The organism is Clostridium sp. (genome assembly GCF_017888565.1).
Classification (GTDB): Bacteria; Bacillota; Clostridia; order Clostridiales; family Clostridiaceae; genus Clostridium.
In genome coordinates this window covers 1-26383 of record NZ_JAGHFX010000041.1, presented here as the reverse complement: position 1 = coordinate 26383, position 26383 = coordinate 1, and the positions used below count along the sequence as shown (strand labels likewise).

Annotated in this window: 37 protein-coding genes; 1 reads left to right on the top strand and 36 read right to left on the bottom strand. The window is 28.8% G+C overall.

Going from position 1 to position 26383, the window contains the following annotated elements; all coding sequences use genetic code 11:
* The 3 genes from J7M87_RS07120 to J7M87_RS07110 form a co-directional block, all read right to left on the bottom strand.
* Positions 1 to 653, bottom strand: a 653-nt coding sequence (locus tag J7M87_RS07120; RefSeq protein ID WP_291650066.1) for an N-acetylmuramoyl-L-alanine amidase, incomplete at its 3' end; no start/stop codon positions are given.
* Positions 654 to 706: 53 nt separating this feature from the next.
* Positions 707 to 1129 (bottom strand): phage holin family protein, encoded by a 423-nt coding sequence (locus J7M87_RS07115; RefSeq protein ID WP_291650064.1) that lies wholly within the window; start codon positions 1127 to 1129, stop codon positions 707 to 709.
* A gap of 68 nt (positions 1130 to 1197) precedes the next feature.
* Entirely contained in the window at positions 1198 to 1413 is a 216-nt protein-coding gene (locus tag J7M87_RS07110) for a hypothetical protein (protein WP_291650062.1), read from the bottom strand.
* 71 nt (positions 1414 to 1484) lie between these two features.
* Between J7M87_RS07110 and J7M87_RS07105 the strand changes: the two genes are divergently transcribed.
* A complete protein-coding gene (locus J7M87_RS07105) occupies positions 1485 to 2288 on the top strand; it encodes a DUF4393 domain-containing protein (protein WP_291650060.1) in 804 nt (267 codons plus the stop codon).
* A 109-nt stretch (positions 2289 to 2397) separates the two neighbouring features.
* On the opposite strand, the gene J7M87_RS07100 is transcribed toward J7M87_RS07105, so the two are convergent.
* The 33 genes from J7M87_RS07100 to J7M87_RS06940 form a co-directional block, all read right to left on the bottom strand.
* Positions 2398 to 2547 (bottom strand): hypothetical protein, encoded by a 150-nt coding sequence (locus J7M87_RS07100; RefSeq protein ID WP_291650058.1) that lies wholly within the window; start codon positions 2545 to 2547, stop codon positions 2398 to 2400.
* A 4-nt stretch (positions 2548 to 2551) separates the two neighbouring features.
* Positions 2552 to 2830 carry a hypothetical protein gene (locus J7M87_RS07095; protein ID WP_291650056.1) on the bottom strand — a complete coding sequence of 93 codons (279 nt, stop codon included), beginning with the start codon at positions 2828 to 2830 and terminating at the stop codon, positions 2552 to 2554.
* A gap of 14 nt (positions 2831 to 2844) precedes the next feature.
* Positions 2845 to 3888 carry a hypothetical protein gene (locus tag J7M87_RS07090; protein WP_291650054.1) on the bottom strand — a complete coding sequence of 348 codons (1044 nt, stop codon included), beginning with the start codon at positions 3886 to 3888 and terminating at the stop codon, positions 2845 to 2847.
* 11 nt (positions 3889 to 3899) lie between these two features.
* Positions 3900 to 4511 (bottom strand): YmfQ family protein, encoded by a 612-nt coding sequence (locus J7M87_RS07085; RefSeq protein ID WP_291650052.1) that lies wholly within the window; start codon positions 4509 to 4511, stop codon positions 3900 to 3902.
* Between the two features lie 4 nt (positions 4512 to 4515).
* Positions 4516 to 6264 carry a hypothetical protein gene (locus tag J7M87_RS07080; RefSeq protein ID WP_291650051.1) on the bottom strand — a complete coding sequence of 583 codons (1749 nt, stop codon included), beginning with the start codon at positions 6262 to 6264 and terminating at the stop codon, positions 4516 to 4518.
* A 1-nt stretch (position 6265) separates the two neighbouring features.
* A complete protein-coding gene (locus J7M87_RS07075; RefSeq protein WP_291650049.1) occupies positions 6266 to 7285 on the bottom strand; it encodes a baseplate J/gp47 family protein in 1020 nt (339 codons plus the stop codon).
* Entirely contained in the window at positions 7285 to 7680 is a 396-nt protein-coding gene (locus J7M87_RS07070; protein WP_287549764.1) for a DUF2634 domain-containing protein, read from the bottom strand. Before J7M87_RS07070 ends, J7M87_RS07075 begins: the two co-directional genes overlap by 1 nt.
* Positions 7677 to 7907 (bottom strand): DNA helicase, encoded by a 231-nt coding sequence (locus J7M87_RS07065; RefSeq protein ID WP_287549763.1) that lies wholly within the window; start codon positions 7905 to 7907, stop codon positions 7677 to 7679. The genes J7M87_RS07070 and J7M87_RS07065 overlap by 4 nt, the downstream gene beginning before the upstream one ends.
* Positions 7904 to 8845, bottom strand: coding sequence for a hypothetical protein (locus J7M87_RS07060; RefSeq protein ID WP_291650044.1), 942 nt, complete (start codon positions 8843 to 8845; stop codon positions 7904 to 7906). The genes J7M87_RS07065 and J7M87_RS07060 overlap by 4 nt, the downstream gene beginning before the upstream one ends.
* On the bottom strand, positions 8842 to 9504 hold the full coding sequence (locus J7M87_RS07055; RefSeq protein ID WP_291650042.1) for a LysM peptidoglycan-binding domain-containing protein: 663 nt from the start codon (positions 9502 to 9504) through the stop codon (positions 8842 to 8844). Before J7M87_RS07055 ends, J7M87_RS07060 begins: the two co-directional genes overlap by 4 nt.
* Complete coding sequence (locus tag J7M87_RS07050; RefSeq protein ID WP_291650040.1) at positions 9504 to 11498, bottom strand: tape measure protein; 1995 nt, start codon at positions 11496 to 11498, stop codon at positions 9504 to 9506. Before J7M87_RS07050 ends, J7M87_RS07055 begins: the two co-directional genes overlap by 1 nt.
* A 184-nt stretch (positions 11499 to 11682) precedes the next feature.
* Positions 11683 to 12093 (bottom strand): phage portal protein, encoded by a 411-nt coding sequence (locus J7M87_RS07045; protein WP_291650038.1) that lies wholly within the window; start codon positions 12091 to 12093, stop codon positions 11683 to 11685.
* Between the two features lie 83 nt (positions 12094 to 12176).
* Positions 12177 to 12653, bottom strand: a complete 477-nt coding sequence (locus J7M87_RS07040; RefSeq protein WP_291650036.1) for a phage tail tube protein — start codon at positions 12651 to 12653, stop codon at positions 12177 to 12179.
* A gap of 15 nt (positions 12654 to 12668) precedes the next feature.
* Positions 12669 to 13706, bottom strand: a complete 1038-nt coding sequence (locus tag J7M87_RS07035; protein WP_291650033.1) for a phage tail sheath subtilisin-like domain-containing protein — start codon at positions 13704 to 13706, stop codon at positions 12669 to 12671.
* Positions 13707 to 13712: 6 nt separating this feature from the next.
* Complete coding sequence (locus J7M87_RS07030; protein ID WP_291650031.1) at positions 13713 to 14126, bottom strand: DUF6838 family protein; 414 nt, start codon at positions 14124 to 14126, stop codon at positions 13713 to 13715.
* Positions 14116 to 14604, bottom strand: coding sequence for an HK97 gp10 family phage protein (locus J7M87_RS07025; RefSeq protein WP_291650029.1), 489 nt, complete (start codon positions 14602 to 14604; stop codon positions 14116 to 14118). Before J7M87_RS07025 ends, J7M87_RS07030 begins: the two co-directional genes overlap by 11 nt.
* Positions 14601 to 14936, bottom strand: coding sequence for a hypothetical protein (locus J7M87_RS07020; protein WP_142419041.1), 336 nt, complete (start codon positions 14934 to 14936; stop codon positions 14601 to 14603). Before J7M87_RS07020 ends, J7M87_RS07025 begins: the two co-directional genes overlap by 4 nt.
* Positions 14933 to 15274: a DNA-packaging protein gene (locus J7M87_RS07015; RefSeq protein WP_291650027.1), complete on the bottom strand. Its 342-nt coding sequence runs from the start codon at positions 15272 to 15274 to the stop codon at positions 14933 to 14935. Before J7M87_RS07015 ends, J7M87_RS07020 begins: the two co-directional genes overlap by 4 nt.
* 30 nt (positions 15275 to 15304) lie before the next feature.
* A complete protein-coding gene (locus J7M87_RS07010; protein WP_142419043.1) occupies positions 15305 to 15511 on the bottom strand; it encodes a HeH/LEM domain-containing protein in 207 nt (68 codons plus the stop codon).
* A 10-nt stretch (positions 15512 to 15521) separates the two neighbouring features.
* Positions 15522 to 16469 (bottom strand): major capsid protein, encoded by a 948-nt coding sequence (locus J7M87_RS07005; RefSeq protein WP_291650024.1) that lies wholly within the window; start codon positions 16467 to 16469, stop codon positions 15522 to 15524.
* Between the two features lie 17 nt (positions 16470 to 16486).
* Entirely contained in the window at positions 16487 to 17089 is a 603-nt protein-coding gene (locus J7M87_RS07000; RefSeq protein ID WP_291650022.1) for a phage scaffolding protein, read from the bottom strand.
* A gap of 395 nt (positions 17090 to 17484) precedes the next feature.
* Positions 17485 to 17790 carry a hypothetical protein gene (locus J7M87_RS06995; RefSeq protein ID WP_142419047.1) on the bottom strand — a complete coding sequence of 102 codons (306 nt, stop codon included), beginning with the start codon at positions 17788 to 17790 and terminating at the stop codon, positions 17485 to 17487.
* A 253-nt stretch (positions 17791 to 18043) separates the two neighbouring features.
* Positions 18044 to 18301, bottom strand: coding sequence for a hypothetical protein (locus tag J7M87_RS06990; protein ID WP_291650019.1), 258 nt, complete (start codon positions 18299 to 18301; stop codon positions 18044 to 18046).
* An 18-nt stretch (positions 18302 to 18319) separates the two neighbouring features.
* Positions 18320 to 19840, bottom strand: coding sequence for a minor capsid protein (locus J7M87_RS06985; RefSeq protein ID WP_291650017.1), 1521 nt, complete (start codon positions 19838 to 19840; stop codon positions 18320 to 18322).
* Positions 19833 to 21233 carry a phage portal protein gene (locus tag J7M87_RS06980; protein ID WP_142419050.1) on the bottom strand — a complete coding sequence of 467 codons (1401 nt, stop codon included), beginning with the start codon at positions 21231 to 21233 and terminating at the stop codon, positions 19833 to 19835. The genes J7M87_RS06985 and J7M87_RS06980 overlap by 8 nt, the downstream gene beginning before the upstream one ends.
* 12 nt (positions 21234 to 21245) lie before the next feature.
* On the bottom strand, positions 21246 to 22520 hold the full coding sequence (locus J7M87_RS06975; RefSeq protein WP_291650013.1) for a PBSX family phage terminase large subunit: 1275 nt from the start codon (positions 22518 to 22520) through the stop codon (positions 21246 to 21248).
* Positions 22508 to 23272, bottom strand: a complete 765-nt coding sequence (terS, locus tag J7M87_RS06970) for a phage terminase small subunit (RefSeq protein ID WP_142419052.1) — start codon at positions 23270 to 23272, stop codon at positions 22508 to 22510. Before terS ends, J7M87_RS06975 begins: the two co-directional genes overlap by 13 nt.
* 36 nt (positions 23273 to 23308) lie before the next feature.
* A complete protein-coding gene (locus J7M87_RS06965; RefSeq protein WP_142419053.1) occupies positions 23309 to 23869 on the bottom strand; it encodes a recombinase family protein in 561 nt (186 codons plus the stop codon).
* Positions 23870 to 24356: 487 nt separating this feature from the next.
* The gene (locus tag J7M87_RS06960; protein ID WP_142419054.1) at positions 24357 to 25013 is read right to left on the bottom strand and encodes a tyrosine-type recombinase/integrase; all 657 of its coding nucleotides are present in this window, start codon (positions 25011 to 25013) and stop codon (positions 24357 to 24359) included.
* A complete protein-coding gene (locus J7M87_RS06955) occupies positions 25013 to 25204 on the bottom strand; it encodes a hypothetical protein (protein WP_142419055.1) in 192 nt (63 codons plus the stop codon). Before J7M87_RS06955 ends, J7M87_RS06960 begins: the two co-directional genes overlap by 1 nt.
* Positions 25205 to 25248: 44 nt before the next feature.
* Positions 25249 to 25602 (bottom strand): DNA-binding response regulator, encoded by a 354-nt coding sequence (locus J7M87_RS06950; protein ID WP_243120017.1) that lies wholly within the window; start codon positions 25600 to 25602, stop codon positions 25249 to 25251.
* 195 nt (positions 25603 to 25797) lie between these two features.
* Positions 25798 to 26001, bottom strand: a complete 204-nt coding sequence (locus J7M87_RS06945) for an RNA polymerase subunit sigma (RefSeq protein ID WP_142419056.1) — start codon at positions 25999 to 26001, stop codon at positions 25798 to 25800.
* A complete protein-coding gene (locus tag J7M87_RS06940; protein ID WP_142419057.1) occupies positions 25994 to 26233 on the bottom strand; it encodes a hypothetical protein in 240 nt (79 codons plus the stop codon). Before J7M87_RS06940 ends, J7M87_RS06945 begins: the two co-directional genes overlap by 8 nt.
* Between the last annotated feature and the right edge of the window lie 150 nt (positions 26234 to 26383).

The following is a 26383-nucleotide window of genomic DNA, read 5'->3' as shown; positions in this document are numbered from 1 at the left end:
ACCCAACATCTTTTACCACCTAACTCAATAGCATAAGCCCATTGGTTTTCTGCATCTGCTGTTAGTAAGTCACCCTTATTGAATATCTTAACTTCTCCATCATAACTCATAGCATCAGATTTCATTTTTAAAGGTAATGGGAAAATGGATTCAATTGTTATATTCAAAGAATTTAATTCAGCTTGGATCATATTTAAAAATCTTTGCCACCCCATATCCAAAGTTCTATGAGGACAATACTTATTACTAAAGTCTTGATGCTTCTTTACATTATTAATAGTCCAACTATATTGTTTTAATAATGCTGCTACTTCTTTAGCTGCTCTCTTTTCTGCTTTTATAAACCTATCTCCACCAGATTTTGAATAACAAATTTCTATAGATATATAATTTCTATTTCCTTCTCCGCTTCCCCCATCTCCTGCATGCCAAGCATTTCTATTGAATGGAATACATTGTATAGCTTCCTTATCATCTATTGCAATATGAAATGATACTTCATTTTGATTATCTGCTCTAGCCATATAATTTCTTTCGTTTATAGCTGGAGCATCATTTGCTGTATTATGAATACAGATTCCTTTCGGTGTCATTGAATAAGGACACTTAGTTGAATATTGACTTTCTGGTATTAAATTTTTAATTAATGACATTTTAAATTCCACCTTTCATATTTAAAACTTTTTATAAATTAAAAGAAGCAAGATTACTCTTGCTCCTTGATTTCTTTCTTTTCTCCATCTTTTAATTGTGCTAAAGCATCTTTAAGTTTATCAGGTACTTTAAGCTCTAATGCTGCACAATTTTCTAATAAACTAATACCTTCGTTGGCTATATAGAAATAACATACTAATGTTCTGAAAACCCAAGTTCCAGTATTCATAAGTCTGTCTAAAGCTACTGCAACAATTAGAACAATAAAAATAACAGCTTTTCTCGCTATTCCTTTCAAGCCTATATCACTAGATAACTCTTTATTTATATAGCCTTTAATAACGCCAGTAATATAGTCCAATACTATAAAAAGCACTAATATTCCTATAGCAATATCCCATGTACCAAATAACCAGGTTAGCCATGTACCTACTATAGCCACTCCATACTTAATATAACTTAATACATTTTCCATTTCTTTTACCTTCTTTCTTTAAGTTTTTATATAAAAAGAGACTAGATTTCTCTAATCTCTAATTGACATTATTGTATATTTTTATCGTTATTCGTGAATACTTTTTCACCTAATAACTCTTTAATAACTTCCACTATCTCTTCTTTATTTACTTTCTTTTCTTTTACTAACTTAGATATAGACTCCTTCAAAATAGCAGATGCCATAATTACTAAATCCTCACCACTACATTTTTCAATCATCTTAACTTTCTCTTTATTTTTACATAAAATTAGAATTTTCATAATTTCCTCCTTGTTTCCTATATATTTCATATTATATAATTTCAATGTCCACTAAATTTATTAGAAAGGTTGTGATTAAAATTACTAATGGACTTAATACTTTTATAGATTCATCTGGGAAGTTGTTGGAAGTAGCTCCCAAACTATATGAAGATGCCATTCAAGAACCAGCCAAAGAAACTAGTAAAACATTAGGATTAATTCCTAAAACAATTAATGCAGCACTAGTTCCGCTTAGACAATGGATTGCTCATAAGGAATATAATATGGCTGAAACTGAAAAACTCTTAGCTTATAAATTAGAGAATCTTGATCCTAAAAAAATTGTTCCACCAGAACCATATGTTGCAGTTCCTGCAATTCAAGCAATTTCTTATTCTAAAGATAATGAGCAATTAAGAAATCTTTATGCTAATCTACTTTCAAAATCTATGAATGTTGATACTAAAGACAATGTACATCCTTCATTTGTTGAAATTATAAAACAACTATCTCCACTTGATGCCAAACTATTAAAAAATTTATTTTATGCACAAAAAGATCCAATTCCAAAATTAAAACTTAGTTTACAAGCTAGCGAAAATGATTTTAATCATATAGATGTTTGGCGAACTGTATTACACCCTAACTGCTATACTGATTTATCTCTAATAGAAAGTTATTTAATTTCTCTTGATAATCTAGAAAGATTAAAATTAATTATTATTAATGATGACTCTTATTTAAATCCACCTCAACTTTATACTGAAATAGAATCATCCATAGATAAAGAATACTTCTCAAAACTCAGAAGTGATTTACCTTATGTTAATTTACAAAAAGGATTTATATCTTTATCTGATTTTGGCAAAAAATTCATATCTATAGTTTTTTAAATCAATTTCAACATATTATTTTTATTAAATAAAATCTAAAAAAGATTTATATTCTTTTTACCAGCTAGACTTTACGTACTGCTTTCCTAGCTGGTACTTTTAAATTCAATTATTTACTATCTAATAGTTTGATTAATTCATTATATTCTTCTTCATTTATTCTATTATTTAATAGGAATACATCTAGCTTTTCTTTCATTTCTTCCTTAGTTCCGTATGTTCCTTTATTTATGATTTTTAAACATAATTTATATGTCATATACCTACACCCCTAATTCAAATTTACTCATTCTATACTCAAGATCTAATACAATTTCCTCTAATCCAATTTCTTCTTCTATTTTTATTTCTGGTTTATACTCCTCAAATATTTCTTCAAAGGTTGTACCATTAATATTTTTTAATTTATACACCTTACCTTGACTTCTATTAGTTTCTAATTGATTATAAACTTCTTCTGTAAGCTCCTTACTTACTTCAAATCCTTCATTTGTATCTGATAAAAAGAACTCTCCATTTTCCATTGGATTTACTATAAACATTTAAATTCCCCTCCTTAATTAATTGAAAAAGTAACACATCCACAGACTTGACTATACGCAGTTAAGTCTCCAACTAATGCAAATGTTACAACACCAGTTTCTCTAATATATAGATATCCTATTGCATTAGGTAATCCCCCAACTCTAACTGCAAGTGCTGGTATAATAACTCCTTGCTTAGGTCTTAAGTTACTTGGAAGAGTAAATAGTGTTTGACCAGTTACTAATCCATTTGAGTTTGCAGTATGATATCTAAGTCCAAAATTTATTGTTACTATACCATCTTTTGATAGGTGTATGGAATTTAAATATCCTGTAGCAGCAACCAAAGACCCTGCTAATGCAAGATTACTTTTAGTAGTGTTAAATAAACCATTCCATTTACTTTTTTCTGAATCTGTAACAAAACGATTATTTGCATCTTGAGTAATAATACTTGCTGGATGTTTAGTTGGATGCACATAGTTGTTCGCTCCTGCTGCTATTCCATCTAGTTTACTTTTATCTGTTTTGGACATTAAACCATTTGCTGAAGTTGTCGCAACTGCTGTACTTGCTTTACCATTCCAATTGCTTTTTTCTGTATCTGTTGCAAATCTATGAGTAGCATCTTCTGTTATCATGGTTGCAGGATGAGAGCCTGGATGCGTATAATTATTTGCCCCTACTGCTATTCCATCTAGTTTACTTTTATCAGTTTTTGACATCAATCCATTTGCTGAAGCTGTTGCAACGCTTGTGCCAGCCTTACCATTCCAAGTATTTTTCTCAGTATCTGTTACGAATCTATGTGTTGCATCTTCTGTTATTATTGTTGCCGGATGATTATTGGGATGCACATATGCATTTGCTCCATTTGCTACCCCATCCAATTTTGCTTTATCTGTCTTCGACATTAATCCATTTGCTGAAGTTGTTGCTAAATTTTTAGGAGCCTTATTATCATTTAATTCTTTTAATTTAGAATCTATAATATCAGCATTTTCATTAATATCATCAATATCAACTACATCTGTTCCCTCTGGCTTTTTTAATTTATAATTAGGTGTTAACAGCATATCTTTTCCTCCTATTCATAAGTTTTTAATTCATTCCAAGTTTTAATATTAGCTTTATTCCAAGTTAAATTACTCTTTAATAAATCCCATGTAGTATAAGTATAAGAAAAAGAGTATCCTAAATGTGCTGGTTTAATATCTTCTATTGCATCTATTAAACCTTGCATATTCTTCGGGATACCCTTTATACCTATAAACTTAATTGTAAAATTATAATTAGGATTATCTTCTATTACTTCTACTTCTCCCCCACTAAAGGCTTGTGCTACATTTTTAATCATTTCCTTAGTTACTGTACCACTACCTCTTAATTTAGCTTTTAATATTTCTCTTCTTTCCTCATAAGATTTATTAATATCTGTTTGTATATTAAATATTCCTTCTAGTCTATTTAATCCCCAAGTTGCAGATTCTACAAAAAATTGATTTATAGAATCATCAATACTATATCTCAAATTCCCAACTTCAATAGAGTTAGAATTTTGAATAGATTTCATTATCTCAGACGTTTGATAATAGTATGGGAGGTATTTCATAAGATCTACTTTATATTTTTCATCTATATTATTAGAACTTGAATCTCTTGAATATTCTATAGTTCCATATTTATTATTACCATACATATCATTAAACTCCTTTCAAATCATTCCATGTCATAGCAGCACCTGCTACTCTTATCTTTCTCCATGAATCCCAAGCAGTACCTTGAGATGTCCTGTATCTAGGAACTTCTGAAGATTGATTTAACGGATATGCCACTTGACATCCATAACCATTACCATCTTGATGTGCAAAAAAATGAATATGCCACCATCCACTAGTTAATCCCATATCTGTTGCTGTTGTTCCTGATACAGTACATTGATATGGGACTTTATATATATTACTATTTACTATTGTAGTATTAGTTTGATTTTTTAAATTAAGCATGTACTCATTATCATTAGAAAATTGAGATAACTTAGTAGGAAAATCTGAAATTTGAGCTTTAGTATGCTTATGAGTAGATGGAGTAAATGTAGAAGGCTTATTTAATACACCATTCCATTCAACTGACTCTGCTTTATCTACAATTCCATTATTGTTACTATCATAAACAGATTTAGTCATATCTCCATATCCTGCATCACCTAATTCAGCTTTAGTTACAAATTTATTATTAGCTTCTGTTTCAGTATAATATCTATCATCATGTGTATGAGCTTTAGGAGCTTGGACATTAACACCTTTACTATCTAATGTAGCTACTCCACTTGCTACTCCCATTTCACTTCTCTTCACTTGAGAATCATTTGTTAAATTCCCTAATCCTACATCATTTTTACTTAAATTATCTAATTTTGATTTATAAGTTGATGTAAAGTCATTAGTTGATAATCCTTTACCTGTTACTTTATCGACTTTATTGCTTACAGTATTCCATAAATCTCTTTCCTCACTTGTTATATGTTTTATAGCATCTGTAATATGAGTTACTGCACTATTCCATTTATCCATAAGAATTTGAGTTATAGTATCTAATATAGATTTATTAGAATGAGTATGTTTTTTACTATTAGAATCGTTCCAGTTAGTTCTTTCAGTATCTGTAATAAATCTACGACTAGAATCCTCGATAATCATTGAAGCTGTATGAGTAGATGGATGAGTATAATTATTAGCCCCTTCTTGTATTCCAGCTAGTTTGCTTTTTTCTTTAGTTGTATAATCTTCTGTACTTAACTGTTTACCTTCAACTTTGTCAACTTTTTTGCTAAGTTCTTTTGTCATAGTTCCTGCAAAATCTGCATCATTATTTAATGAATCTGCAATTTCCTTCAAAGTATCTAAAGCTTCAGGAGCTGCTGCTACAACTGCTTGTATTCTACTATCAGTTTCACTCCTAGTATAAACCTCACTCTTGTTATATTTTTTGTTTAACTCTGTATCTACATAGGTCTTATCAGCTTTAATATCTTCTAGTTCTTTTGTCTTTTCTTTAAGTTTATTAATTTCTGTATCATTTTCATCCTTGTACCTATCTACTTCCTTTTGAGTATTAACTATACTTTCTTGTAGAGTATTTATATCATCTGCTTCAACTGTATCTCCTTGTGTTTCATAAGTTATATACAAAACTTTATAATCTGCAGCCATTATCTTAATAATATTTTTCCATGGAGTTTTACTTGGAGTAGATAATATAAAATTATCTATCTTTTCACCAGTTAACTTTTTCCCAGAATAAACATTAATAGAGCTTACACTAACATTATCATGTTCTAAATATCCTTCATAAACACCATCTTTTAATGTTACTTCTTCCTCTATTACATAAGTGTTATTTTCTATTTTATTCAGTTTTTCTGTAAACTTATCTATACTATCTGGATACATACTACACCTCCACATCTAATAATTTAAGTGTTGGTATTTCTTCTTCCTCTAAGGTTATATTTTTATTAGAGTTATTTAATAATAAATTACTATAATCTATAACACCTTCTGTATTAAAAATTATATTACCTATACTTGCATAACTTACATAATTATTCTTAAATGCTATCTCCTTAAGATAATTTTTTAAATTTTCTTCTAACTTTTCTTTAACAGTATTCAATATATATTTTTTACTATCTATAACTATAGTTACATTGATGGTAACATCTTTTTCTATAGCACTCTTAACTGTAACAGTAGCTCCTATAGGTCTATTTTCTTCTATATACTTTCTAACCTTATTTATAAGCTCTCCATTTGCAATTTCCTTGGTAGAATCTATAATAACAACTTTGACAGTTCCATTCCCATTCCATAAAGGATATATCTTAGCATCTCCAACCCCTGTTACTTCTAAAGCCCATTTTTTATAATCATATATATTCCCACTTGTACTTGGATACCTTACCTTGTTATAAAATCTATTTCTTAAATCTTCATCTGATTCTTCGTTAACTCCAGCTTCTAAAATATCTGTAAGGTTAGCTGTAACACCACTTATATTATCTATATTTTCTAAAACTCCACTATAGAGATTTCCTATAGTTCCATATATATTACAAATAGCTTTGTAACTTGTATCTGTTATACGTTCTGTTACTGTATAATAGACATCTTCTATTCCCCATCTAGTACCAATATCAATTTCTATATTAGTTTCTACTTTTCTGATAGAATAAGTTGCTTTTTTTCTATTTATTCCTTGTGTGAGTACTGCTCTATCTAGGTATTCACCTGCTGCAGTATCAACCAAAACAAGATCTATAAAATTATTTAATAAAAAATAGCTTTCAGCTAATTTATATGCACAAGGAGCTAGGGCATCATAAATGATACTTCCTTCTCTTTTATCAACATCACTTGTAACTCTGGAGAGCATATCATTTAAGATTTTTTCATATGTCATATTCTCAAACATTAAAATTCTACCTCCTTATTTAAAATAATATTCCCATATATACTTTCAACTTCAAATGTGCATTTTAATACATCTTCCTCCCTCTCAAATGAAAAATTATTAACTGCATTTATTCTTTCATCTTCAAGTAAGCACTCTTCTATTCTTCTCTTAAGCTCTATTCTTACATAGTCATAATCTTTTCCTATAAGACTTTCTATATCTATTCCATAATTAAAACTATAAATAGGATACTCATATCTTTCAGTACTTAGAACTTTATAAACAGCTTGTTTTAAAGCCTCTATTCCCTCTATATAGCCTTTAGAATCTCCTATTAATATTTTATATGTTTTACTAGTTTCAATCTCATCTACAAGCTCTAAACTATCATTTAAGTTACTCTTAGGTATCATTCTATTACCTCTAAAATATAAAACTCTTGTCCTCCAAGATTTCTTAAAAGTCTTATTTTTTGTCCTGGAGAAAGAGTGCTTTTTAAATTCCCTGTTACAAAATTTAAAGGAATGGTTAACTTATCTGTAAGTTTTATACCATTCCCTGTTACAGTTCCTATTACCATGCAACATAATTTAATATTGTTTAAATAATTTTCTATAATTCTTTTAATTTCACTTATCATATCATAACCTCCAAATCCATTGTATGATGTGGTAAAAAGCTATGAGTTGCTGTTTTGACTATTAATCTTTTATCTAAAGATATATCCTTAAATTTAGCAATAAAACTACTTCCTGCTCTTACTGATGTATCACCTATACATTTTATGTTTAATGTTTCTGCTTCCCTATTATAAAGTTTCAGTAGGTTATCAGCCATTGACTTAGCCTGACTATTATTATAGTTTTTATCTAATACTTCAAAGTACTGCATTAATCCATATTTATTAATAGACTTACTATCTTTAACTATATAAACATCTCTTTTCCCAGTACTCTCATTATCACTTACCAACTTAATAAGGTTATAGAATTCATCATCTATAGATTTCTCATACTCATAATCATATACTAGACTTTCATCACCTAATATTAAATTTAATTTTAAATCTTCTAAATCTCTTAATGCTATATATCCGAATTCATCTCTCAATGAGAATTTTCTTCCTATAGACATCAAAGTATCTGATATAGCTGTATATATAATATCTACCCATGTTTTATCATCTTGGATTGAATTAGGTAATATAAAACTAACCCCATCTATATTTCCTATTCTAAGTCCGAAATAATTACACATCTTCTTAGTTAAAGCTCCTAAAGTAGAGTTGCTAACTATTATAGTGTCTTTAGCCTTACAGTACCTTAATTGATCATAGGCTGTAACAGCTATTTCATCAGAACTACTCTGACCAACTTTAAATACATATCCAAAAAATATATTAGTATTATTATATTTAAATCTCACTGTACTACCATTTTTAATTATTAAATCCTTATTTAAATAAGAAAACTCTAACTTAGAGCAGCCATCATTTAATTTATCTGTATAACTTACTTTAGTTACTAACTCACTTATTTCATATACCTTACTATCAACTTCCACTAAAAACTCTATCATGGAATCACCAACCTTTGTCCTGGATAAATAAGATTAGGATTACTAATTATATTTCTATTAGCATTGTATATCTTAGGATATTGAGCTCCATTACCATAATACCTAGTAGCTATTCCCCATAAAGTATCACCACTAACCACTGTATATGTTCTATTTGTAGCTTTAGGATTAGAATTTCCATTAAATGATTGATTACTTGTTGCTTTATTTCCACCTAAATCTTTAACAGTAGCAACTTTTTTATCAAATTTTCTATACTCTAATAACTCGAAGGAGATATACTTATCTCCTTCCTCTCCTGCTTTTTCTGTTATTCCTAAACTAGAAATTAGTACAAGAGTATTTATATCCTTGCCTATTCCATTTGAAGCTATAAATCTAACTACAGTTTTATTTTTCATCCAACCTTCAAATAAACTTACCCAAAAATCAGAGTTTTTAAAGTTGTTTTTGTAATTTACATAGCTAGCAACCTTATAGGGGAATTCTGTTTCAAAGCTATATTTATTTAATTCTTTATAGTTTGCAATAGCAACTTGACCTAAATTCAATATATTATATTTTTCAATAGATAGATTATTCTCTGTTTTAACTTCTTCTGGATTAACAGGAATTCTATATGTTGTATTATTATAATCAAAAAATATTGAATAACTCACTAGTATTCCCCCTCACTTGCAGTAGCAATTTCCTCTTGAAGTATCTTTTTAATTCTTCCTGCTACTTTATCTGCATCAGCTTCTTCGTGTACATCTCCAAAAGTTATTTGAATATTAGGAGCTAAAGTAGCTGTTGAAAATTTATTTATATATTCTCTTTCAGCTATATCTCTTAGATATTGTAAATCTTCATCCGCCATATCTACATCTACAGCTCCATCTTTTCCAGTTCCCTCAACTGCTAAAGGATTTGAACTTGTACCAAAATCGCTGCCTAATGCACCATTTATCCCATTATCTCCAAGTCCATTTAATAATGATCCTAAATTAAATTTGTCTGATAAATTAGCTCCCCAATTATATCCTGCATTATAGGCATCTCCATAATTAAATCTATCTAATTTATATTGGCTAGTATCCATTCTTTCAATTTTAATTTTAGGTTCACCAACTAAATCATCAACCTTTACTTGTAATGAATCTCTCCATCCACTTACTGCATTTGCTAAATTACTACCGAATATCGTATCTATAGCCGAAGCTATTCCTTCTAAAATTCCTAAAACAGTATCGGCTAACCCTGCAAATAATCTTATTATAGAACCTATAGGATCAACGAAAACATTAGCAAAAAATTCAGCGAATGTAGCTATGAAATCCCATACTACACCTATAATATCAATAATTAAATTGATTAACGTTACAAACAAATTTCCTATAAAAGCTAAACACGCCATAAATACACCTGCAATTATTCCAGTTGCACTTATACTAGTTCCTGCTAATTTATTTATTACTCCTATTGCAGCATAAAACAACACTATCAACGCTATTACAGCTATTATTATCCATGTTATCGGACACGCTGCTAATGCTGCATTCAACCCTTGTTGAGCTACTGTTAAAGCAAAGATAGCTGCATACTCTAACCAATCTACAGCAACCTTAGCCATTTTAGCTCCTATTTGTTGTAGTGTTTTAAAATAAGCTATTCCAGACATTGCATTATACACTATTAAAGCAGCTATAACTCCCCATAATATTGGTTCTATAATTCCCCAATTTGAAGATATGAAGCTCCCTATCCCACTAATTATATCTAGTGCAATATTAGCAGCTCCAGCAATAATATAAAATCCATTCACCATATTATCAACAAATGATTGAAATTGACTTGTATTTATAAGTTCACTAGTCTTTGTCATAACACTATTAAATGCTTTAAGTCCACCATTTTTTATTTTGTTCCATATATCCCCGAATGTAACTGGCATAGTAGCAAATTTAGAGTTAATTTCATCTGACATGGCAAACATAGAATTTTTAATTATATCAGCCGTTATAGTCCCTTCAGAACCCATTTCCTTAAGTTCACCTTTACTTTTCCCAGTGTAGTCTGCTATTGCTTGTGCTATCATTGGAGCATTCTCCATAATAGACCTAAATTCATCACCCTGTAATTTTCCTGCTGCCATAGCTTGACTCAATTGTAACATTGCTGCTGATTGTTCTGATTGACTAGCTCCACCAACTTTAAAGCTCTTTTGAACTAACTCTGTAAATGCAATAAGTTCATCATTACTGCCAAATGATTCACCAGCCAATAATCCCATTCTAGTTATAGCTCCTGCCATATCTGTATATGCACCTTTTGCTCTACTCGCAGATTTAAATATCTTCTCTTGCAATTCTGCTTGTGTTTGAAGCCCATCATTAATTAATGCTATTCTTGCATTTGTATTAACAAACTCATCTGTAATACTCATAGATTTTAAGGCTGTTGTCGCTGTAGCTGCTACGCCTACAATCTTTCCTAATCCAGAACTAAAGAATGAAGAACCTGCTCCTGCTTTCTTTAATTTATCATTGAATTTATCTGTTGCTCCACTGGCACCTAGTATTTTATTAGTTGCTTGATCTGTTTTTCTTACTATCTTATCTACTGTAGTAGAATATCCATCAAATAATCTAAACATAGCCTTTAGAGTAGCCAATATTATCTACCCCCTTTAGCTTTAATTTTATCTGCTTCTCTTTTTTCAGTTTCTACCCTTACTTGAATACTTGCATATATAAAAGCCTTTTCTCTTTGAGACATATTATTCAATTGAGATGGTAGAATCTTGAGCTTTTGAAGTGCAAAGTGAGCTAAATTGAATTCAGCATCACCTTGCTTAATTAGTTTTTTGCTTCTTCAATATCTTCATTAATATCTACATCAATTCCACTTAAAGTTTGAACTTCCTCCAATAGCGTAGCAAATTCACCCATATACAACATCTTTTGTATTAATTTATCTTCTCCCAATACTCCATAAGCTTTTTGAAGTTCTGCATTACTTAAGTCTGGGAACACTACAGAAGTTACTGCCATTGCTGTTAAGTATCCAGCTCTATTGAATGACTCAATAATTTGACCATTCTTCTTTTCTTTTTTAGTAAATTTACTAATAAGCTGCTTATTTTCTTCTTGAGTTATTGGTTTAATTTCAAAAGGAACTGGCTCTCCATTTTCTATAAACCTATTAGAAATAATAACCTTCTTATTTTCTACCTTTACTGGATTTAAAAATGCGTTTAATGAACTCATATTATCTTCTCCTAACATATTTAATAAATTTAAAAGAAGGACTAAAAATAGTCCTTCTAAAATTAATAATCTTATAATCATTTTTATCTATAATTTTCAGGTAAATCAAAGTAATTTAAACCTTCAATATCATCAAATGTAAAATCAGTATCTATAGTTACTGGATCGTCACTATCAGCATCAAGCACTGCAACAGGAATTGTTTTTAACAATACATTTAATAACAATACTTCTTGTGTTCCAACTGTTGATTGCTCGTCTTCATTTTTAACTTGAAGCTTTAAACCTCCATATTTACCATTTTTGATATAGTCTAATGCTAATCTAAGCATATCACTATTCATAAAATACATTGTCATAGAGCCTGTACCTTCTGCTCCTATAACTTTATGTTGCATCATCCTATGCCCCATCATTCTTTTATTTTGTACGTTTAAATCTAATTGAGCCTTTAATGATACTATTTCAAATAATTCTCTATTACTGCCATTAATATTTATATAAGCCTTACCTTCTTTAGAGCTAATAGTATCAGCTAATCTAGTATAATTACCAGACATTATATCCCTCCTTTACTAAGATAAATTAATTGTAATATACATTTTCTCAACACTATCTACAGTTTGAATATTACAATTAATAACTACTGCTTCCTTATCTTTACCTTCTAATACTTCAACATCTTCAGCAGTGAAATTTTGTATAGCATTTAAATTTTGTATTAAATTAAAATACTCAATATATGCTGCTCTTAAAAGACTTCTTCCATCTGCATTATTATTTGTATTTCCTATATAATTACTTTCAAAGATATTAACTGTATCATTATTAATACCATCTAAAGTTCTTATGGTCCTATTTTTCTTGAAGGAATTATTTTTATTTTCACCCACTGTAGTTAAACTGTTTATATCATAAAGAGTTGTAACATTCTGAGCTGAATCTACTTTAAAAATATACTTACCTTCTTTTATAGCAGTTTCCATTTCTGTTTTAGTCATACGAGGTGTTACATCTATAGCACCTTCATATTTTAATCCAGTGTTAGATTTGTTTATAGCTGCACCTGCAGTAATTCCTGCTACATATGCAGTAACTTGTTCAACAGTTAATTCAGTCCCATCCGAAAGTGTAACTCCTTGAACTACATTTATTATAGCTTCATAATCTGCTTTTAAATTAGCGAATACACCCTGTATTTTTATCCCTTCTTCATCTCTCATACTTGTTATCCAAGTCTTAATTGTACCTTTATCTTGTTCACTTGCATTAGGATAAGCTATAACATTGAAGTCAACTGTTCTTAATTTACTTAAAGCAGCTGTTAAAACCTCTGTTATTTCCTCTTCATTCCCTAAATTATAAAGTAAAACTTTGCTTGCTCCCTTTAAAGCTTCATTAACAACTATCTTCTCATTTGCTTTAATACCTTCTGGATAATTATCAGTTGTAGCTGTAATCTCATATATATCATGAGCTTTACCTACTGAAAGTTTTTGTAGTATTAGTACAATACCTCTTTCTTTTGGTGTAATACTTAAAGGGCTATTAGTCTTAAAGTTAATATACGCTCCAGGAAGTATCTTGTCTTGATTTGTCCAAGTTCCACCCATCTATTATCACTCCTTTATATTTGTATTTAAATCTGCTACTTTCATCTTTACTTCTTCTATTCCTCTAATTTCTGAATACTTAATCTTAAAAGTAAAATGAAGTACATTATCAACAATAGTTGATTGTTTATCTAAAACTCTATATCTAGTGATTAAATCAAAGTTTCTAAATAGATCTTGCTGAATTTTTAAACAATCATTTTTAATTTCAAACTTATTTTTTTCACTAAAAAAAGAAATATCAAAAGATACTTCTCCATTAAATTTATTGTTTATTCTTTTACTATACTCTTGATCTGTTAAGGTTATTAAAAAGGATGGTGTTTTAAAATTCTGTGATATATCTTCATCATATATAGTTATATCTGGATAAATATTTAATAACTTCTCTGCTATACATTGTTTAATATTATTTATCATATTTTTTATTTATCCTTTTAATTTCTTCTTTAAATGACTTAACCATTTCTTCATCCACCCTCTTTATTGCCTTTTCTAGCATAAACTTTCCTTTAACCCAACCAACAGTCTCTCCTAACTTATTTACAACTCTATGTCCATAATTTACATGAGCAGCGTAATCTGCATTGTTATAAATAGTTTTACTTACACCTTTCTTACTTTTATTTATTCTAGTAGCTTTCCAAAGTCTCCTTAAAAAGCCACCTTGCTTGATATCTTTTGTAGTAAAACTAACTTCTTTACCATCCTTAGTTGTAAAATTAACTTGATTAGAATATATTCCAACAGGAGTATTATATTTAACATCTTTAAGTCCTATATTTACAGATTTATTTAATATCTTAGTGTCTATATCTTCTATATCACCTAACATGGCCATAAGCTCTTTTCTAAATTGCTTAATAGCTTTTTCATTATATTTCTTATTAATATTCAAGCTTTATCATCTCTTTTTACTTTAAACTCTTGATGTTTACTATATGGGAATCCTTCCCCTACTCTTAAAGTAATCTTTTTACCATTACTTTGAGTTACAATAATTTTATCACCTTCCATAATATCAACATCAAGGCCACAAAAAATAGTATAGCTATTTTGTAATGAGGGTACTTCATCTTCTCCTATATTTGATAATCCACCTTTTGAATACTTACATTTGATATTTTCAGCTATTAACTTTTCTTTGTTTTTAGTAATTCCCTCAATAACTTCATCAACATATCTGTAAATATTCATTTTATCTTTCCATAATCTTGCTAAAGGATTCATTTCCTAGTTCTCCTAAATAATCTTAATGTTGATTTATCCTTATCAGATAATCCATAAATATTATCTTTCGAACTTTTTTCATCTACATTATAAGTAATAGATGTATCTCCCTCTTTTATACTTTTTATATCAAATATAGTGCTATCTCCATTTTCATTTTCATAGTTGATAATAGCTTTAACCTTCCTTCTTATGAAAGGCTCTAAATCACTTGGCAGCTTCTTTAAATTACAATAATTTTTAACATCTTGAATCATATCAGATATTATTAAATCTTTGCTTTCATCTTCTATTTTTAGATTTACTTTAACTTTATCAAGTAAATCTTTATCTTCCATATAATCAGCTCCTTTTAAAAAAGGTGCTGACTATTCAGCACCCTCTAATAATTTTATAAGTTCTTCTTTTTTAGCTTTAGAATCATATTCAATTCCTTTTTCATCTAGTAGCTTCTTTAATTCATCATTTTTTAATGACTTTAAATCTTCTTTTTCCTCTAATGAATTATCTTCTCCGAGCTGTTTTTCTTTGGCTTTAAGTTCTCTTCTTCTTCTTTGAAAAGCAGTTACACTCATACAGTACCTCCTAGATCTTATGTTTGAATTGAACTATTCTAATATTCTTAGACTCATAAACTCTTTCCCAGTTAGCAGCTTCAGCTAATTCCGCATTTGTTGGTGAATCTCCTGCTACAGAAGCATTTTTAAACTTAATTCCTCTTGGATGTAAGATAAAGTGTCTACGATTAATTAAAATATCATCACCAGCTAATGAATCTCTATCAGTTTCAGTTGGTACTGGTGCAGCCCCTTCTCCTCTACCTACAGCTCCTTGACCAAATAAGTAAGTAGTATAAACATCTCCTTCTTTAGGACATCCATCATCAACTATAACAGCTTTTCCTAAATAACTAGGAAATTCAACTATTCCTTGTGAATTTGGAATGTATTCTATTAAGTTTTGTTTTTCTAATTCTGCAAATACTGCTGAATGTACTGCAATAGCTGTTAACTTATCAGCTGCATCACCTAACTTAGTTTTTGCATCAATAAATGTAGTTCCAGTAAATTTATTATTAGCCTCTAATGCTGATATATCATGTACATTGGTATTAGAGTTGGTACCTTTAAATGCACCTTCTAATGTTTTGAATAATGTTTTTTGCTCCATTCTTACCCAATATTCAGCAACTAAATCTCCAATTGCTTTCATTGGATCATCTCCTGATAAAGCTCTTGCTAAATCATTAACTGACCAAGCTTTACCTCTCATTAATAATACAGCCACATCTCTTTTTGCTGTAATTTTATCTGGTGTTAATGCTCCATCATCTGATAGCACTTCATCATCACCATTTAAATCATCCCAATATGGCATATTTATAAGCTTACCACCAGCTAATGCTAGCTTATCTAATTCCGGATTTGGTACTACTATACCACTTCTCACCAATTTTGATAATTCTGCTGTTCTTTGAATAACATAAGGATTAAATACCTCTGGAACTACTACATCTTGAATTCTTGTTGTCATATAATCTACCTTCTTTCTTAAATACTATTTTTTAATTGATTGGCAAGATCTGGGTTTTCTCTTAGAATTTTTGCCTGCTGAGTTAAATTGAAATGTTCCTTAGACCATGGATTATTAACAGGTGGCTTACCTCCACCATTATTATTAGGATCTCTTCCTTCAATCTTAGGAGTAAACAAATCCTTATAACTTTCTTTATAAGCAGATATTTGTTCATCAAGTCCTGTCACTTTTCCATCTGCCTCTATTTTTAGTTTTTCTCTATCTATCTTTGTAGATAATAAATCAATGTGCTTTGCTCCAGCATTGCTTAAAGCCTTTTCTATGGCACTATCTAATGTTAAATTTCTTACTTTAGCATCATACTCTTCTTTTTGAGTTTTAATAGCATCTTCATATTCTTTAACTTTAGCTTGTAACGCTTCATTGTCAGCATTATTTTTCTTTAACTCTGTTATAGTAGAGTTAGCTTCTTTCAACTGCTTTTTTACATCTTCTAACTCCGTAGAAGTTGCAGTTGCCTTTTCTTTTTCAGTTTCAATGTCCTTGACATTCTCATCAATAACACTATCAACTTGTTCTTTAGTAAGACCTAAATCTTCTAAAAAATTTCTTTCCATATTTTCCTCCTTTAAATATTAAAATTAAAGCAGTTTAATGCCTTACTTAGGGCATAATAAAAGGCCTTAGTTTCCTAAAGCTTCAATTCCGCTAACTTCTTCTCTTAATATATCTTTTAAACGTATTGCTATTTTTTCAGCATCAACATTTATATTACATTTTAAATTTTTACTTATATTAAAATTTCTTCATTAGTTACATCCTTAATTAAGGTTACTAACCTTGGTTTTAATCCTATCTTTCCTTCAATACTTTTTATTAATACAAAGCCTGTATCTGAATCTATATTTAAGTTTAAAAAGCCTACAACATCTTCTATATCTTGTTCAGTAGTTTATATAATTTCTTTCCCATCATACATTAATAATATTTTATTCATTATTTTTCATTCCTCCTAATTCTCTTTAAATATTTCTATATTATCTCTAATTATTTGATGTAAACCTAATGCTATTTCTTCTACGACTAACTCCTCATTCTCTACGGTTAAATTACGTTCTCTTATGATTCCGTGTAACATTTCATGTAAAAAAGTTTGTTCTTGTCCTTGCTCATCTTGTAATCTTTCATTTATTTTAATGGTATGATGATCATAGTCTATAAATCCGTAACATTCTTTACCTTGGCACACAAGGTTATCACTAGTTAATTGAACTTCATAGTCTACACTCCCAATTCTTATTTTTTGAGGTATATTCATTTTTATCACTCCTTAAATTAAAATAATTTCGCTAAACAAAAGTTTGACGAAATGACTTAAAACCACCTATTTAAGTCATTTCTAAAACATAAAATTTTATGTTTTTAGTTTAGTTATTATAAACTTTTGTAAAAAACGATACTATTTCGCTATACTTACTACGAAATAGTATCTTTTTACTACTAAACTTATATTCTCTGCCTTAATTTTAAGCATAATAAAAGCACCTACTATTTAAGTTAGTAAATGCTTTTTACTGGTTATCTTTTTGATATAATATTTCATCATATAATTTATATAACTTTAATCCTAAACTATTAACAATATCTTGATTATCCATACCATTTAATACTATTTCATCATTTATTAATAGCTGTACCTCTCTAATGTCTTTTGTATCTATATTGAAATTAATACAATCATCATCATCAACTTTATTAACTATATACTGTTCAACTTCTGGCACATTAATTAATAAATCAAACAAACTCTTTTTTAGTTTAAATTTCATAATATCTGTTTCCTTTCCTTATGGATTAGTTTGAATTAAAACTCCTGTATTAGGATTTACTGAAACCATGCATTTATCTGTTATAAATTTTATACTATTAGGATCACTTTTTCTGATTCTAACTGAACCATTTAATAGTGCATCCTTAATATCATTAATTTCAACACCACTTCTAGGTCTATTTGTTTTTGGATCTTCATTAGTTCCAAATACTCTTTCTATAAAGTGTTTGCTTTGGCCAGTTATTTTGATTCCATTACTGGTTGTTAATCCTACTATATCTGAATTAATTATTTCCTTATACTCTTTATACTGGCTATATGGAGTAAATGCAGATATCATATTGTTTTCTCTAGATTTTACATAGTCCTTAATAAGATTCCATTCATTACTATTATTATACTTCAATTTTTGGAATGCTTTCAATGATTTAGGAGCTTCTTTTCCTAAAACTTCTTTATATTTTTTATACTGTTTCTTATCTGTATTTCTATTCTTCCATTTCTTTTCTTCAATTAATGCTTCTGGATTATCCTTTATATATTTGTCATACCACTCATTATAACTAATACTTGATGGTACATCATAAGATTTATTAGTTACTGGATCTCTTGCTTTTCTAGTTCCTTCATATTCACCATAATAAGGTGCTGTTGTAGTTCTGCAGAAATGATGAAATGGTGGAGCTGTACTTCCAGTAACATAGTCATCTGTTTTATATACCTTGTTATCCTGCTCTCTACATATGTCAGATGTTTTAGTATCAAGAGTTGCTAATATTTGATACTCTTCAATTCCATCTTCTTTATATGCTTTAAATGTCCCTTGTTCTATTATAAAGGAGCTTTCTGTATGAAGTAATCTATACGCCTCATATTCTTTAGTTTTAAATATCTTAGCAAAATCACTTGAAAGTGTCTTAGGGTGCCTTCCTTGAACTAACATTATAGTTATATTTTCTTTTAGTTTAGTAAGCATATGATCTTTTTGTTTCCAAAGTCTATTTGAATAATTAGAACCATTAAAAGGATACTCTATAAGAGTTTCTATATCTCTTATATCTAAAATAGAAAATTCAGTATGGAACCCATTAAAAATATCTATATTATACAATGTATTATAATAAGAATTTTTGTAAATCTCCTTAAAATTCTCTATTCCATTCTCTTTATAGTCTACTTCATATAGAACATCAATTATAGCTTCTATTTGCTTTTGTAGTGCTTCATATCTTGTTACCCTAGCTCTTATAGATTTATTTATAACATTAATATCTTTAGTTCCCATATTAGCATATACTTGTGCTATATAATCCTTTAATTCCCCTATTTCTTCTTTTGGTAATAGTTCTTGAGCCTTACTATAAGACATTCCATTGTTGTCAGCATACCTTATATAAAATTCATTTATTACTTTCTGAATCTCTTTCTTAGCTTTCTCAAAACTACTTACTAATTCTTTATGAAAAGCTATTATACTTTTTTCATTATTAGAATAATTTAAAGCTTGCCTTTCTTCCCAGTACTTTTGATTATTCATCTTCCCCACCTACTTGGTTAGGAAGCATATCTTCTTCTGGTGTTGAGTTCTCTTTTTCTATTTGCTTTAATTCTTCATCTAAATTAGTTACCCAAGGATGATTAGCAACTATAGTTTTATTAGAAATAATACCTTTACTATTTTGTGCATCTGCTATGGCTTGACTTTCATTTATAGCAATATCTCTATTAAATATAATCTCTACTTCTTCATCTGAATAGCTTTCCTTAGTTATTTCTAAATATTTATTTACAAAATAAATTAACTCTTGAAATGACCATTTAAACCATTCTTCAAGAGCATTACATTTTAAATCTAATCCACTATATATAAATTTCAAAGCTATTCCACTAGGACTATTACCTAATTTATCACTATTCTTGTCTACACCTTGCCCAAAGTCAAATATATCTTTCTTAAGTGCTTCATAATGTGCTTTAGCTGCATCTATATTAATTGTACTTTCTATTGTATCTACCTCTGAATCATCTTCAAGTTTGATTGCTCTATAATAAGCTAAATCTCTCACAAATTCAGATAGATTTTCTCCCCCATATCCCTTTAAAGCATATATTATATTTTTAATTTCTTCTAATTGATTGCTTATATCAGATCTGGTTGAATCATAATTATCTATAAGCGTTTTTATAAACTGTACATCTGGTAATTCAAAGTCATTATTCTTAAAAGGGATAAAAGGCACTTTGCTCCATCCACCATTTTCATTGTTTATTTTAAAATGTCCATTGAAATTCTCATCTTCTAAATACATTTCTGAATCTAATATTAGCTTTCCATCTTCAAGTACATAATAAGTAGCACTTTCATTCGTCCAATATTCTACTTTAGTTATAATTTCTCTTTTTTTACCTGTGTAAGTTTCGACATCATAATATCTTATTAATGCTTGTAACTCTTCATGATCATTATCTATCCATAATGGAATCACTTGTTCACTAGGAACTTTCATAAGCTTAAACTCACCATTAGAGTTAATATATACATGTAACCATGAAATACCTTTATTACTTGTCTCAATTCCTAATTTGGATAACATTTTCTCAAATCTCTTACCTAATAAAGCTTTAATCTTTGTAAGGTATTCTTCATTTTTACACTTCATAGTATATGATTTAGTTAATAGATAATTCACTTTATCATCAACTAAGTTTTTCATGAATCCATGAGCAAGTCTATTATTAGGCTTAGTTTTATCTTCTACTGGATTTTCATCCTCATACCTTATCATTTTTCTTTCTAATATGTCATTCTCTACTTTATAGTATTTCTCACCTTTAAGCATTAATTCACGCTCTTTTGATATATTAAACTCATCTATATAAATTTTTATCATTTCTTCTTGTGTTAATAGATTAACCGAGTTATTAAACACTTTATCACCTCTTTATTTAAATATTGATACACCACTTCTTTTAAATATAATTGTATAACAAAAATATCTAACTGCATCCATAGCATGATCATGCTGTTTTATAGGCTTATCCTCTCCCTTTTCAGAAGCTTTAACATCCCATATATAAGAGTTAAACTCTAATATAGTGTTTTTGCATTCCTTTGAAAAAGCAATTTCCTCTTTATTTAATAAGCTAGCAACAAATCTTATTCCATCTATAACATCATTCTTAGCTTTTTTAATTTTATATCCTCTCTTTTTAAGTTCTGCAATAAATGAAGCAGCACTTGGATCTATAATAATTGCTTTTGGTTTTATATTTCCCAAAAACTTTTTTAAATCATCTGCATATTGAGTATTTGTCTTTTGATTTACTTCATCACGGCCACTATAGTAATATTCTTTTACACATATCCACTTGCCTTCTCTATTTTTACACCATAACAAAAATACAGTAGCGTTCTGTGTTCCATAATCACAACTAACATAGTAGGTGTCTGTAATCAAGTCAGTAATAGTCTCTAGTATATGCTTAGTTTTATCAAACATATCATATATAACACCTTCAGCTACTACCCAAAGGCCTTTTATATACCTTTGATAGAACACTCCAGAATACATTGCTCTATATCTTGCCTTTATCTTTTCAGATAAGCTTAAATTATCATCCATAGTAAAGTGTAGATATAATATCTTCTTTTCAACTTGTTTATCTATCCAGTTAACTTTAAACCAATGATATGGTCCATCTGGATTACAGTTAAACCAAAACTTAGAACCATCAACTGAACAACGCCCAGTAGCTTGATTTACAAATGATTCAGGCATTAAAGCAACTTCATCAAAGAAACATCCTGCTAATGTAATACCTTGTATTAAATCTTGTGATCTTTCACCCTTACCACCAAAAATATAAAAGAAATTAGTTGTATTACCTTTACTAATTTCAATTAAATTATCAGCTCTATGATCTACTACCTTATATCCCCTAGATTTAAGCATTAACTTTAACCAAAACAATACATTACGTCTAAATGAACCTATAGTTTTACCACACATACCAAAATTCTGTTGATTAAAATTAGTCATGGCCCATATAACATACGATAGTGACATAGATAACGTCTTTCCACTTCTTATAGCTCCATCTGCAATTATTCCATCCATATCGCTTACTGGTGATTTATTCATCCACCATGTTAAAACCTTTAATTGTTTTTTTGAAAATGGCTGAAATTTAAATATTGCTGATTTTAATCTTCCCATACTTCATCAACTTTCCCTTCTAATGCATCTATAAAGCCATCATCTTCAATAATAGATTCATCATCATTAATTTTTGATTTTAACATTTTAATTCTTAACTTCTGCTCTTCTGTTGCTAAATCCCAATTCTTATGAAGCATATCCTCATAATCCTTTATTAAACTATTTAAAGTTTTCATAGCTGATGCTTGAGCTTTTATAAATCTTTCTTGCTTATCCCAAGCAAATTGAATTTCATACTCAATTTCTTCCTCATTTTCTTCTGTACTAGTTTTTTCAGTGTCTCTTGTTTTGCTCCTTGTTTTCTGCTTTCTAACTTCCTTAGTTATATCTCCTTGACTTTTAACATACATTATTTTTTGAGATCTAATTATTGCTGTATAACAAAGCATTATATTATCCCAAAGCATATCTAAAGCACTAACACCTTCTTCAACCAATCCTTGTATAATATTTCTAGTTACTGTTGGTATATATTTTCTTAAAAATCCTTTGTCTAGGAACTTATCAGCTGAACAATAATTTCCATGCTTAAGTCCATTTAAATTTCCTTCTGGTGCTCCACCTTTATTTCCTATTGCATTTTTATTTCCAAGTGGGGCTCCACCTTTTATTTTTTTATCCCATTCATCTCTCCTTTTCCAAGAATAGATGTTTTGAGTTTTTTCATTTAATTTTTCAGCGATTTCTTTAATACTAAATCTTTGTTTATACAATTCAAAAGCCTTTTCTCTCTTCTCCTTCTTACTCATATTTCCTCCAAATAAAAAAAGATGTTTTAAACATCTTTATTTTTTTTCATATTCATCTATTCTTTTATATAATGTAACCCTACTCATTCCCATTTCATTAGCAAAATGGCTTGCTGTAATTTCTCTGCTCTTCCACTTATCATATAATTCAATAAAATTATCATCTATCTCTTTCTTCTTTCGTCCTTTGTATTTCCCTTTATTCTTTGCTATTGCAATTCCTTCTCTTTGTCTTTCTAAAAGATTAGTTCTTTCAAACTCATTTATAGCACCTATCATAGTAAGCATTAATTTTCCTGTAGGAGTAGTTGTATTAAGATTTTCCTTAATGCTTATTAAATCTATTTTTTTATTCTTCATGATTTCAACTAATTCTAATAAATCTTTAGTAGATCTTGCTAATCTAGAAAAATCCCATATATAAATTTTATCTCCTTCTCTAGCAAAATCTAACATAGCTTTTAAAGCTGGTCTATTTGTATCCTTTGCAGATACTTTTTCTTCAAACCATTTCTCTATATTATATTTTTCTAATCCCAATTTTTGTCTATCTAAATTTTGCTCAACTGTACTAACTCTTATATATGCTATATTCATAAAATTACATCCCTTCATAAATTCTATAAATATATTATAACATTTTGTTAATTTAAATTCTATAACTTCACTTAACATTTGTTAAATAATTATGATTTAAATTCTATCTTTACACTTTCATCATATTTTGAGTAGTGTTAATTTGTAATGTAGTCTATTTTTACACTTTAGACAAAATTACTTGTCTAATTTTTTCTTTGTAAACATTGAAATTACTATATTAAGACTTAGTTAGTTGAGTTGAACCTTATTTGAGTTTGGTATAATTTTTAATGTTATATTTTTTAATCTTTTGATAAAATTCTTTTAACCCATTGAAAATACTAACTTTCACCCACTTTTACACTTCACATATGAATCGGTAATATAGGGTAGGATTACGGATATTATTTTTATGCTGCATATATTAGTAGAAATTTTTATTTTATTACTTAAATAAGTACCAATTATTTTTTTACTGATTTAACATCTAATCAGTAATTTAATCTTATATTCCTGAATCAGCAATTCTTGCAGCATCTTTTGCCATCTGCTCCTTCAATCCTAAATATCTTTTTGTTTCTTCTATGCTCTTATGACCTAAAGCAATTCTTACAGCTTCTATATTTCCACCAGTTTCTTTATATATTTTAGTTGCGTAAGTCTTTCTTGGACTATGCCCTGTTATATGTTCTAATCCTATAGCTTTCCCAGTTTCCCTTAATACATCTGAGAATGACTTTTGAGTTATAGCTTCATTCCCTTTTCCCTTCCTACTAGGAAATGCAAAATCTGCTCTTTTCTTTTTTGATATATATTTCTTTAAATGCTTTTCTAATGATGGCCCTATATCTGTAATTCTTTTTTTAGGCTTCTTTCTATTAGGATTTTTAGATACTCCACTTTTCCATTGCTTATATTGTTTCTCTTCCTGAATCTCAAAGTATCCTCTATCTAATGCATCTTTTATTTCTCCGATTGTTAATACAACTAAATCTTGCATTCTGTATCCAGTTGCTCTAGCTAGTAAAAATAACATTAAATTTCTCTCAGGATATTCCTTACTCATTTCAACTAGCTTTTCTTTGAACCTTTCATATTTATCATCTGGTATAGGATTAGCAGTCCCCTTTTCCCAGCTTCTTTTCTTTTCTTCATCTAACATTATCTCACCTGCTTAATAGCTCCCCTTGTACTTCTTTTGTAAGAAGAATGATACATTAGACTTATAATTTCAGATTCTGTTAAACTTTCATTTCTTTTATTTTTCCTTTTTCTTTTTTTCTTATTTGCTATTGATTTAATCTTTTTATAATCGTTTGGTTGATTAACTTTTAATATTTCAGCAATATTCAACTCTTTCCTCTCCTTTTTTTAACAAATTAAAAGAGCTGTTATTTCTAACAACTCTTAAACTCATTTGACAATCTTCTTGGTACATCCCAAGGAATTGCACACCCTATATCTTTTTTTAATACTATATCTCCGTCTAATTCAGTTCTATAAATAGATCTATTTTTCATTATAAAAGTTTTATCATTCATGTATTTTTTACTTTCATACTGAGTAATTTTCTTAACTTCATTTTCATAAAATTTAAGATGTTTTCTATTTTTTAGGTGAATAGGCTTTAATTCTTTAAAATTTCTTTGAATACATTTATTTACTGCACATTTGTTAACTTCTAATTGTTCAGCAATTTCTCTTGCATTTAATCCATTCATATATAAATGTTTAACTAATTCCTTATTCAAGCCTATTCCCTCCTAAAAAAATATATAGTTTGCCCCAACCCATACAAAATGGACATTTTTTTTATATCAGTAATTTTCCTCTAAATATTATATTATTTCCGATTCCTATTTTATATTTATTATATATTCAATTAATATTTTTGACTAGATGACATTTTAAGGACATTTAAGGGACATTTAGGGGACATTTTTAGATTATTTGAACTCCTTCTCAATTCTCTTAACTTGCCTTTCTGTAATACCTATTATCCTAGCTGTTTCTTTTTGTGTATAACATTTCACTATCCTTAAATATTTAACTTTATCTTTGGTACTATTAAGTCTATTTATATACTCCTTGTCCTTTTCCTTATCAGCTTTTGCTATTTCAAGTTCTTTTAACAATAGCTCTTTATTCATTAGCATTCTCCTCATTTTCCTCCTTTGAATAAATCTCTAATATATCTTTTCTTTCTATATCATCGTAACTAAAACCTGTATTATTTTCTAATGGATCTATTCTATATAAAAGTTCTCCTATTCTTTCTTTTTCACTACTTTCTTTAATCTCAAATATTTCTCTAACTTTTCCAAAATCCCCTATTGGATTAACATTAGTCTTAAATTTAACTATATTATTAACCTTTATCATTTAATTTCCTCCTTTGCTATCATACAAGCTACTTTCCAATATGCTTGAAGTAAATCATTAGTTCCTGTATGAACCCACACTTTATCTGAATCTTCATCTGTAATCATGACATAATTTAAAGTTAAAAAATGTATACTGAATTGTGCTTTT

Excerpts from the sequence above, each read along its gene's own strand:
- J7M87_RS07115 (WP_291650064.1), bottom strand. The coding sequence starts at position 1,129 with ATGGAAAATGTATTAAGTTATATTAAGTATGGAGTGGCTATAGTAGGT.
- J7M87_RS07110 (WP_291650062.1), bottom strand. The coding sequence starts at position 1,413 with ATGAAAATTCTAATTTTATGTAAAAATAAAGAGAAAGTTAAGATGATT.
- J7M87_RS07100 (WP_291650058.1), bottom strand. The coding sequence starts at position 2,547 with ATGACATATAAATTATGTTTAAAAATCATAAATAAAGGAACATACGGA.
- J7M87_RS07095 (WP_291650056.1), bottom strand. The coding sequence starts at position 2,830 with ATGTTTATAGTAAATCCAATGGAAAATGGAGAGTTCTTTTTATCAGAT.
- J7M87_RS07090 (WP_291650054.1), bottom strand. The coding sequence starts at position 3,888 with ATGCTGTTAACACCTAATTATAAATTAAAAAAGCCAGAGGGAACAGAT.
- J7M87_RS07085 (WP_291650052.1), bottom strand. The coding sequence starts at position 4,511 with ATGTATGGTAATAATAAATATGGAACTATAGAATATTCAAGAGATTCA.
- J7M87_RS07080 (WP_291650051.1), bottom strand. The coding sequence starts at position 6,264 with ATGTATCCAGATAGTATAGATAAGTTTACAGAAAAACTGAATAAAATA.
- J7M87_RS07075 (WP_291650049.1), bottom strand. The coding sequence starts at position 7,285 with ATGTTTGAGAATATGACATATGAAAAAATCTTAAATGATATGCTCTCC.
- J7M87_RS07070 (WP_287549764.1), bottom strand. The coding sequence starts at position 7,680 with ATGATACCTAAGAGTAACTTAAATGATAGTTTAGAGCTTGTAGATGAG.
- J7M87_RS07065 (WP_287549763.1), bottom strand. The coding sequence starts at position 7,907 with ATGATAAGTGAAATTAAAAGAATTATAGAAAATTATTTAAACAATATT.
- J7M87_RS07060 (WP_291650044.1), bottom strand. The coding sequence starts at position 8,845 with ATGATAGAGTTTTTAGTGGAAGTTGATAGTAAGGTATATGAAATAAGT.
- J7M87_RS07045 (WP_291650038.1), bottom strand. The coding sequence starts at position 12,093 with ATGAGTTCATTAAACGCATTTTTAAATCCAGTAAAGGTAGAAAATAAG.
- J7M87_RS07040 (WP_291650036.1), bottom strand. The coding sequence starts at position 12,653 with ATGTCTGGTAATTATACTAGATTAGCTGATACTATTAGCTCTAAAGAA.
- J7M87_RS07035 (WP_291650033.1), bottom strand. The coding sequence starts at position 13,706 with ATGGGTGGAACTTGGACAAATCAAGACAAGATACTTCCTGGAGCGTAT.
- J7M87_RS07030 (WP_291650031.1), bottom strand. The coding sequence starts at position 14,126 with ATGATAAATAATATTAAACAATGTATAGCAGAGAAGTTATTAAATATT.
- J7M87_RS07020 (WP_142419041.1), bottom strand. The coding sequence starts at position 14,936 with ATGAATCCTTTAGCAAGATTATGGAAAGATAAAATGAATATTTACAGA.
- J7M87_RS07015 (WP_291650027.1), bottom strand. The coding sequence starts at position 15,274 with ATGGAAGATAAAGATTTACTTGATAAAGTTAAAGTAAATCTAAAAATA.
- J7M87_RS07010 (WP_142419043.1), bottom strand. The coding sequence starts at position 15,511 with ATGAGTGTAACTGCTTTTCAAAGAAGAAGAAGAGAACTTAAAGCCAAA.
- J7M87_RS07005 (WP_291650024.1), bottom strand. The coding sequence starts at position 16,469 with ATGACAACAAGAATTCAAGATGTAGTAGTTCCAGAGGTATTTAATCCT.
- J7M87_RS07000 (WP_291650022.1), bottom strand. The coding sequence starts at position 17,089 with ATGGAAAGAAATTTTTTAGAAGATTTAGGTCTTACTAAAGAACAAGTT.
- J7M87_RS06995 (WP_142419047.1), bottom strand. The coding sequence starts at position 17,790 with ATGAATATACCTCAAAAAATAAGAATTGGGAGTGTAGACTATGAAGTT.
- J7M87_RS06990 (WP_291650019.1), bottom strand. The coding sequence starts at position 18,301 with ATGAAATTTAAACTAAAAAAGAGTTTGTTTGATTTATTAATTAATGTG.
- J7M87_RS06985 (WP_291650017.1), bottom strand. The coding sequence starts at position 19,840 with ATGAATAATCAAAAGTACTGGGAAGAAAGGCAAGCTTTAAATTATTCT.
- J7M87_RS06975 (WP_291650013.1), bottom strand. The coding sequence starts at position 22,520 with ATGGGAAGATTAAAATCAGCAATATTTAAATTTCAGCCATTTTCAAAA.
- terS (WP_142419052.1), bottom strand. The coding sequence starts at position 23,272 with ATGAGTAAGAAGGAGAAGAGAGAAAAGGCTTTTGAATTGTATAAACAA.
- J7M87_RS06965 (WP_142419053.1), bottom strand. The coding sequence starts at position 23,869 with ATGAATATAGCATATATAAGAGTTAGTACAGTTGAGCAAAATTTAGAT.
- J7M87_RS06960 (WP_142419054.1), bottom strand. The coding sequence starts at position 25,013 with ATGTTAGATGAAGAAAAGAAAAGAAGCTGGGAAAAGGGGACTGCTAAT.
- J7M87_RS06945 (WP_142419056.1), bottom strand. The coding sequence starts at position 26,001 with ATGAATAAAGAGCTATTGTTAAAAGAACTTGAAATAGCAAAAGCTGAT.
- J7M87_RS06940 (WP_142419057.1), bottom strand. The coding sequence starts at position 26,233 with ATGATAAAGGTTAATAATATAGTTAAATTTAAGACTAATGTTAATCCA.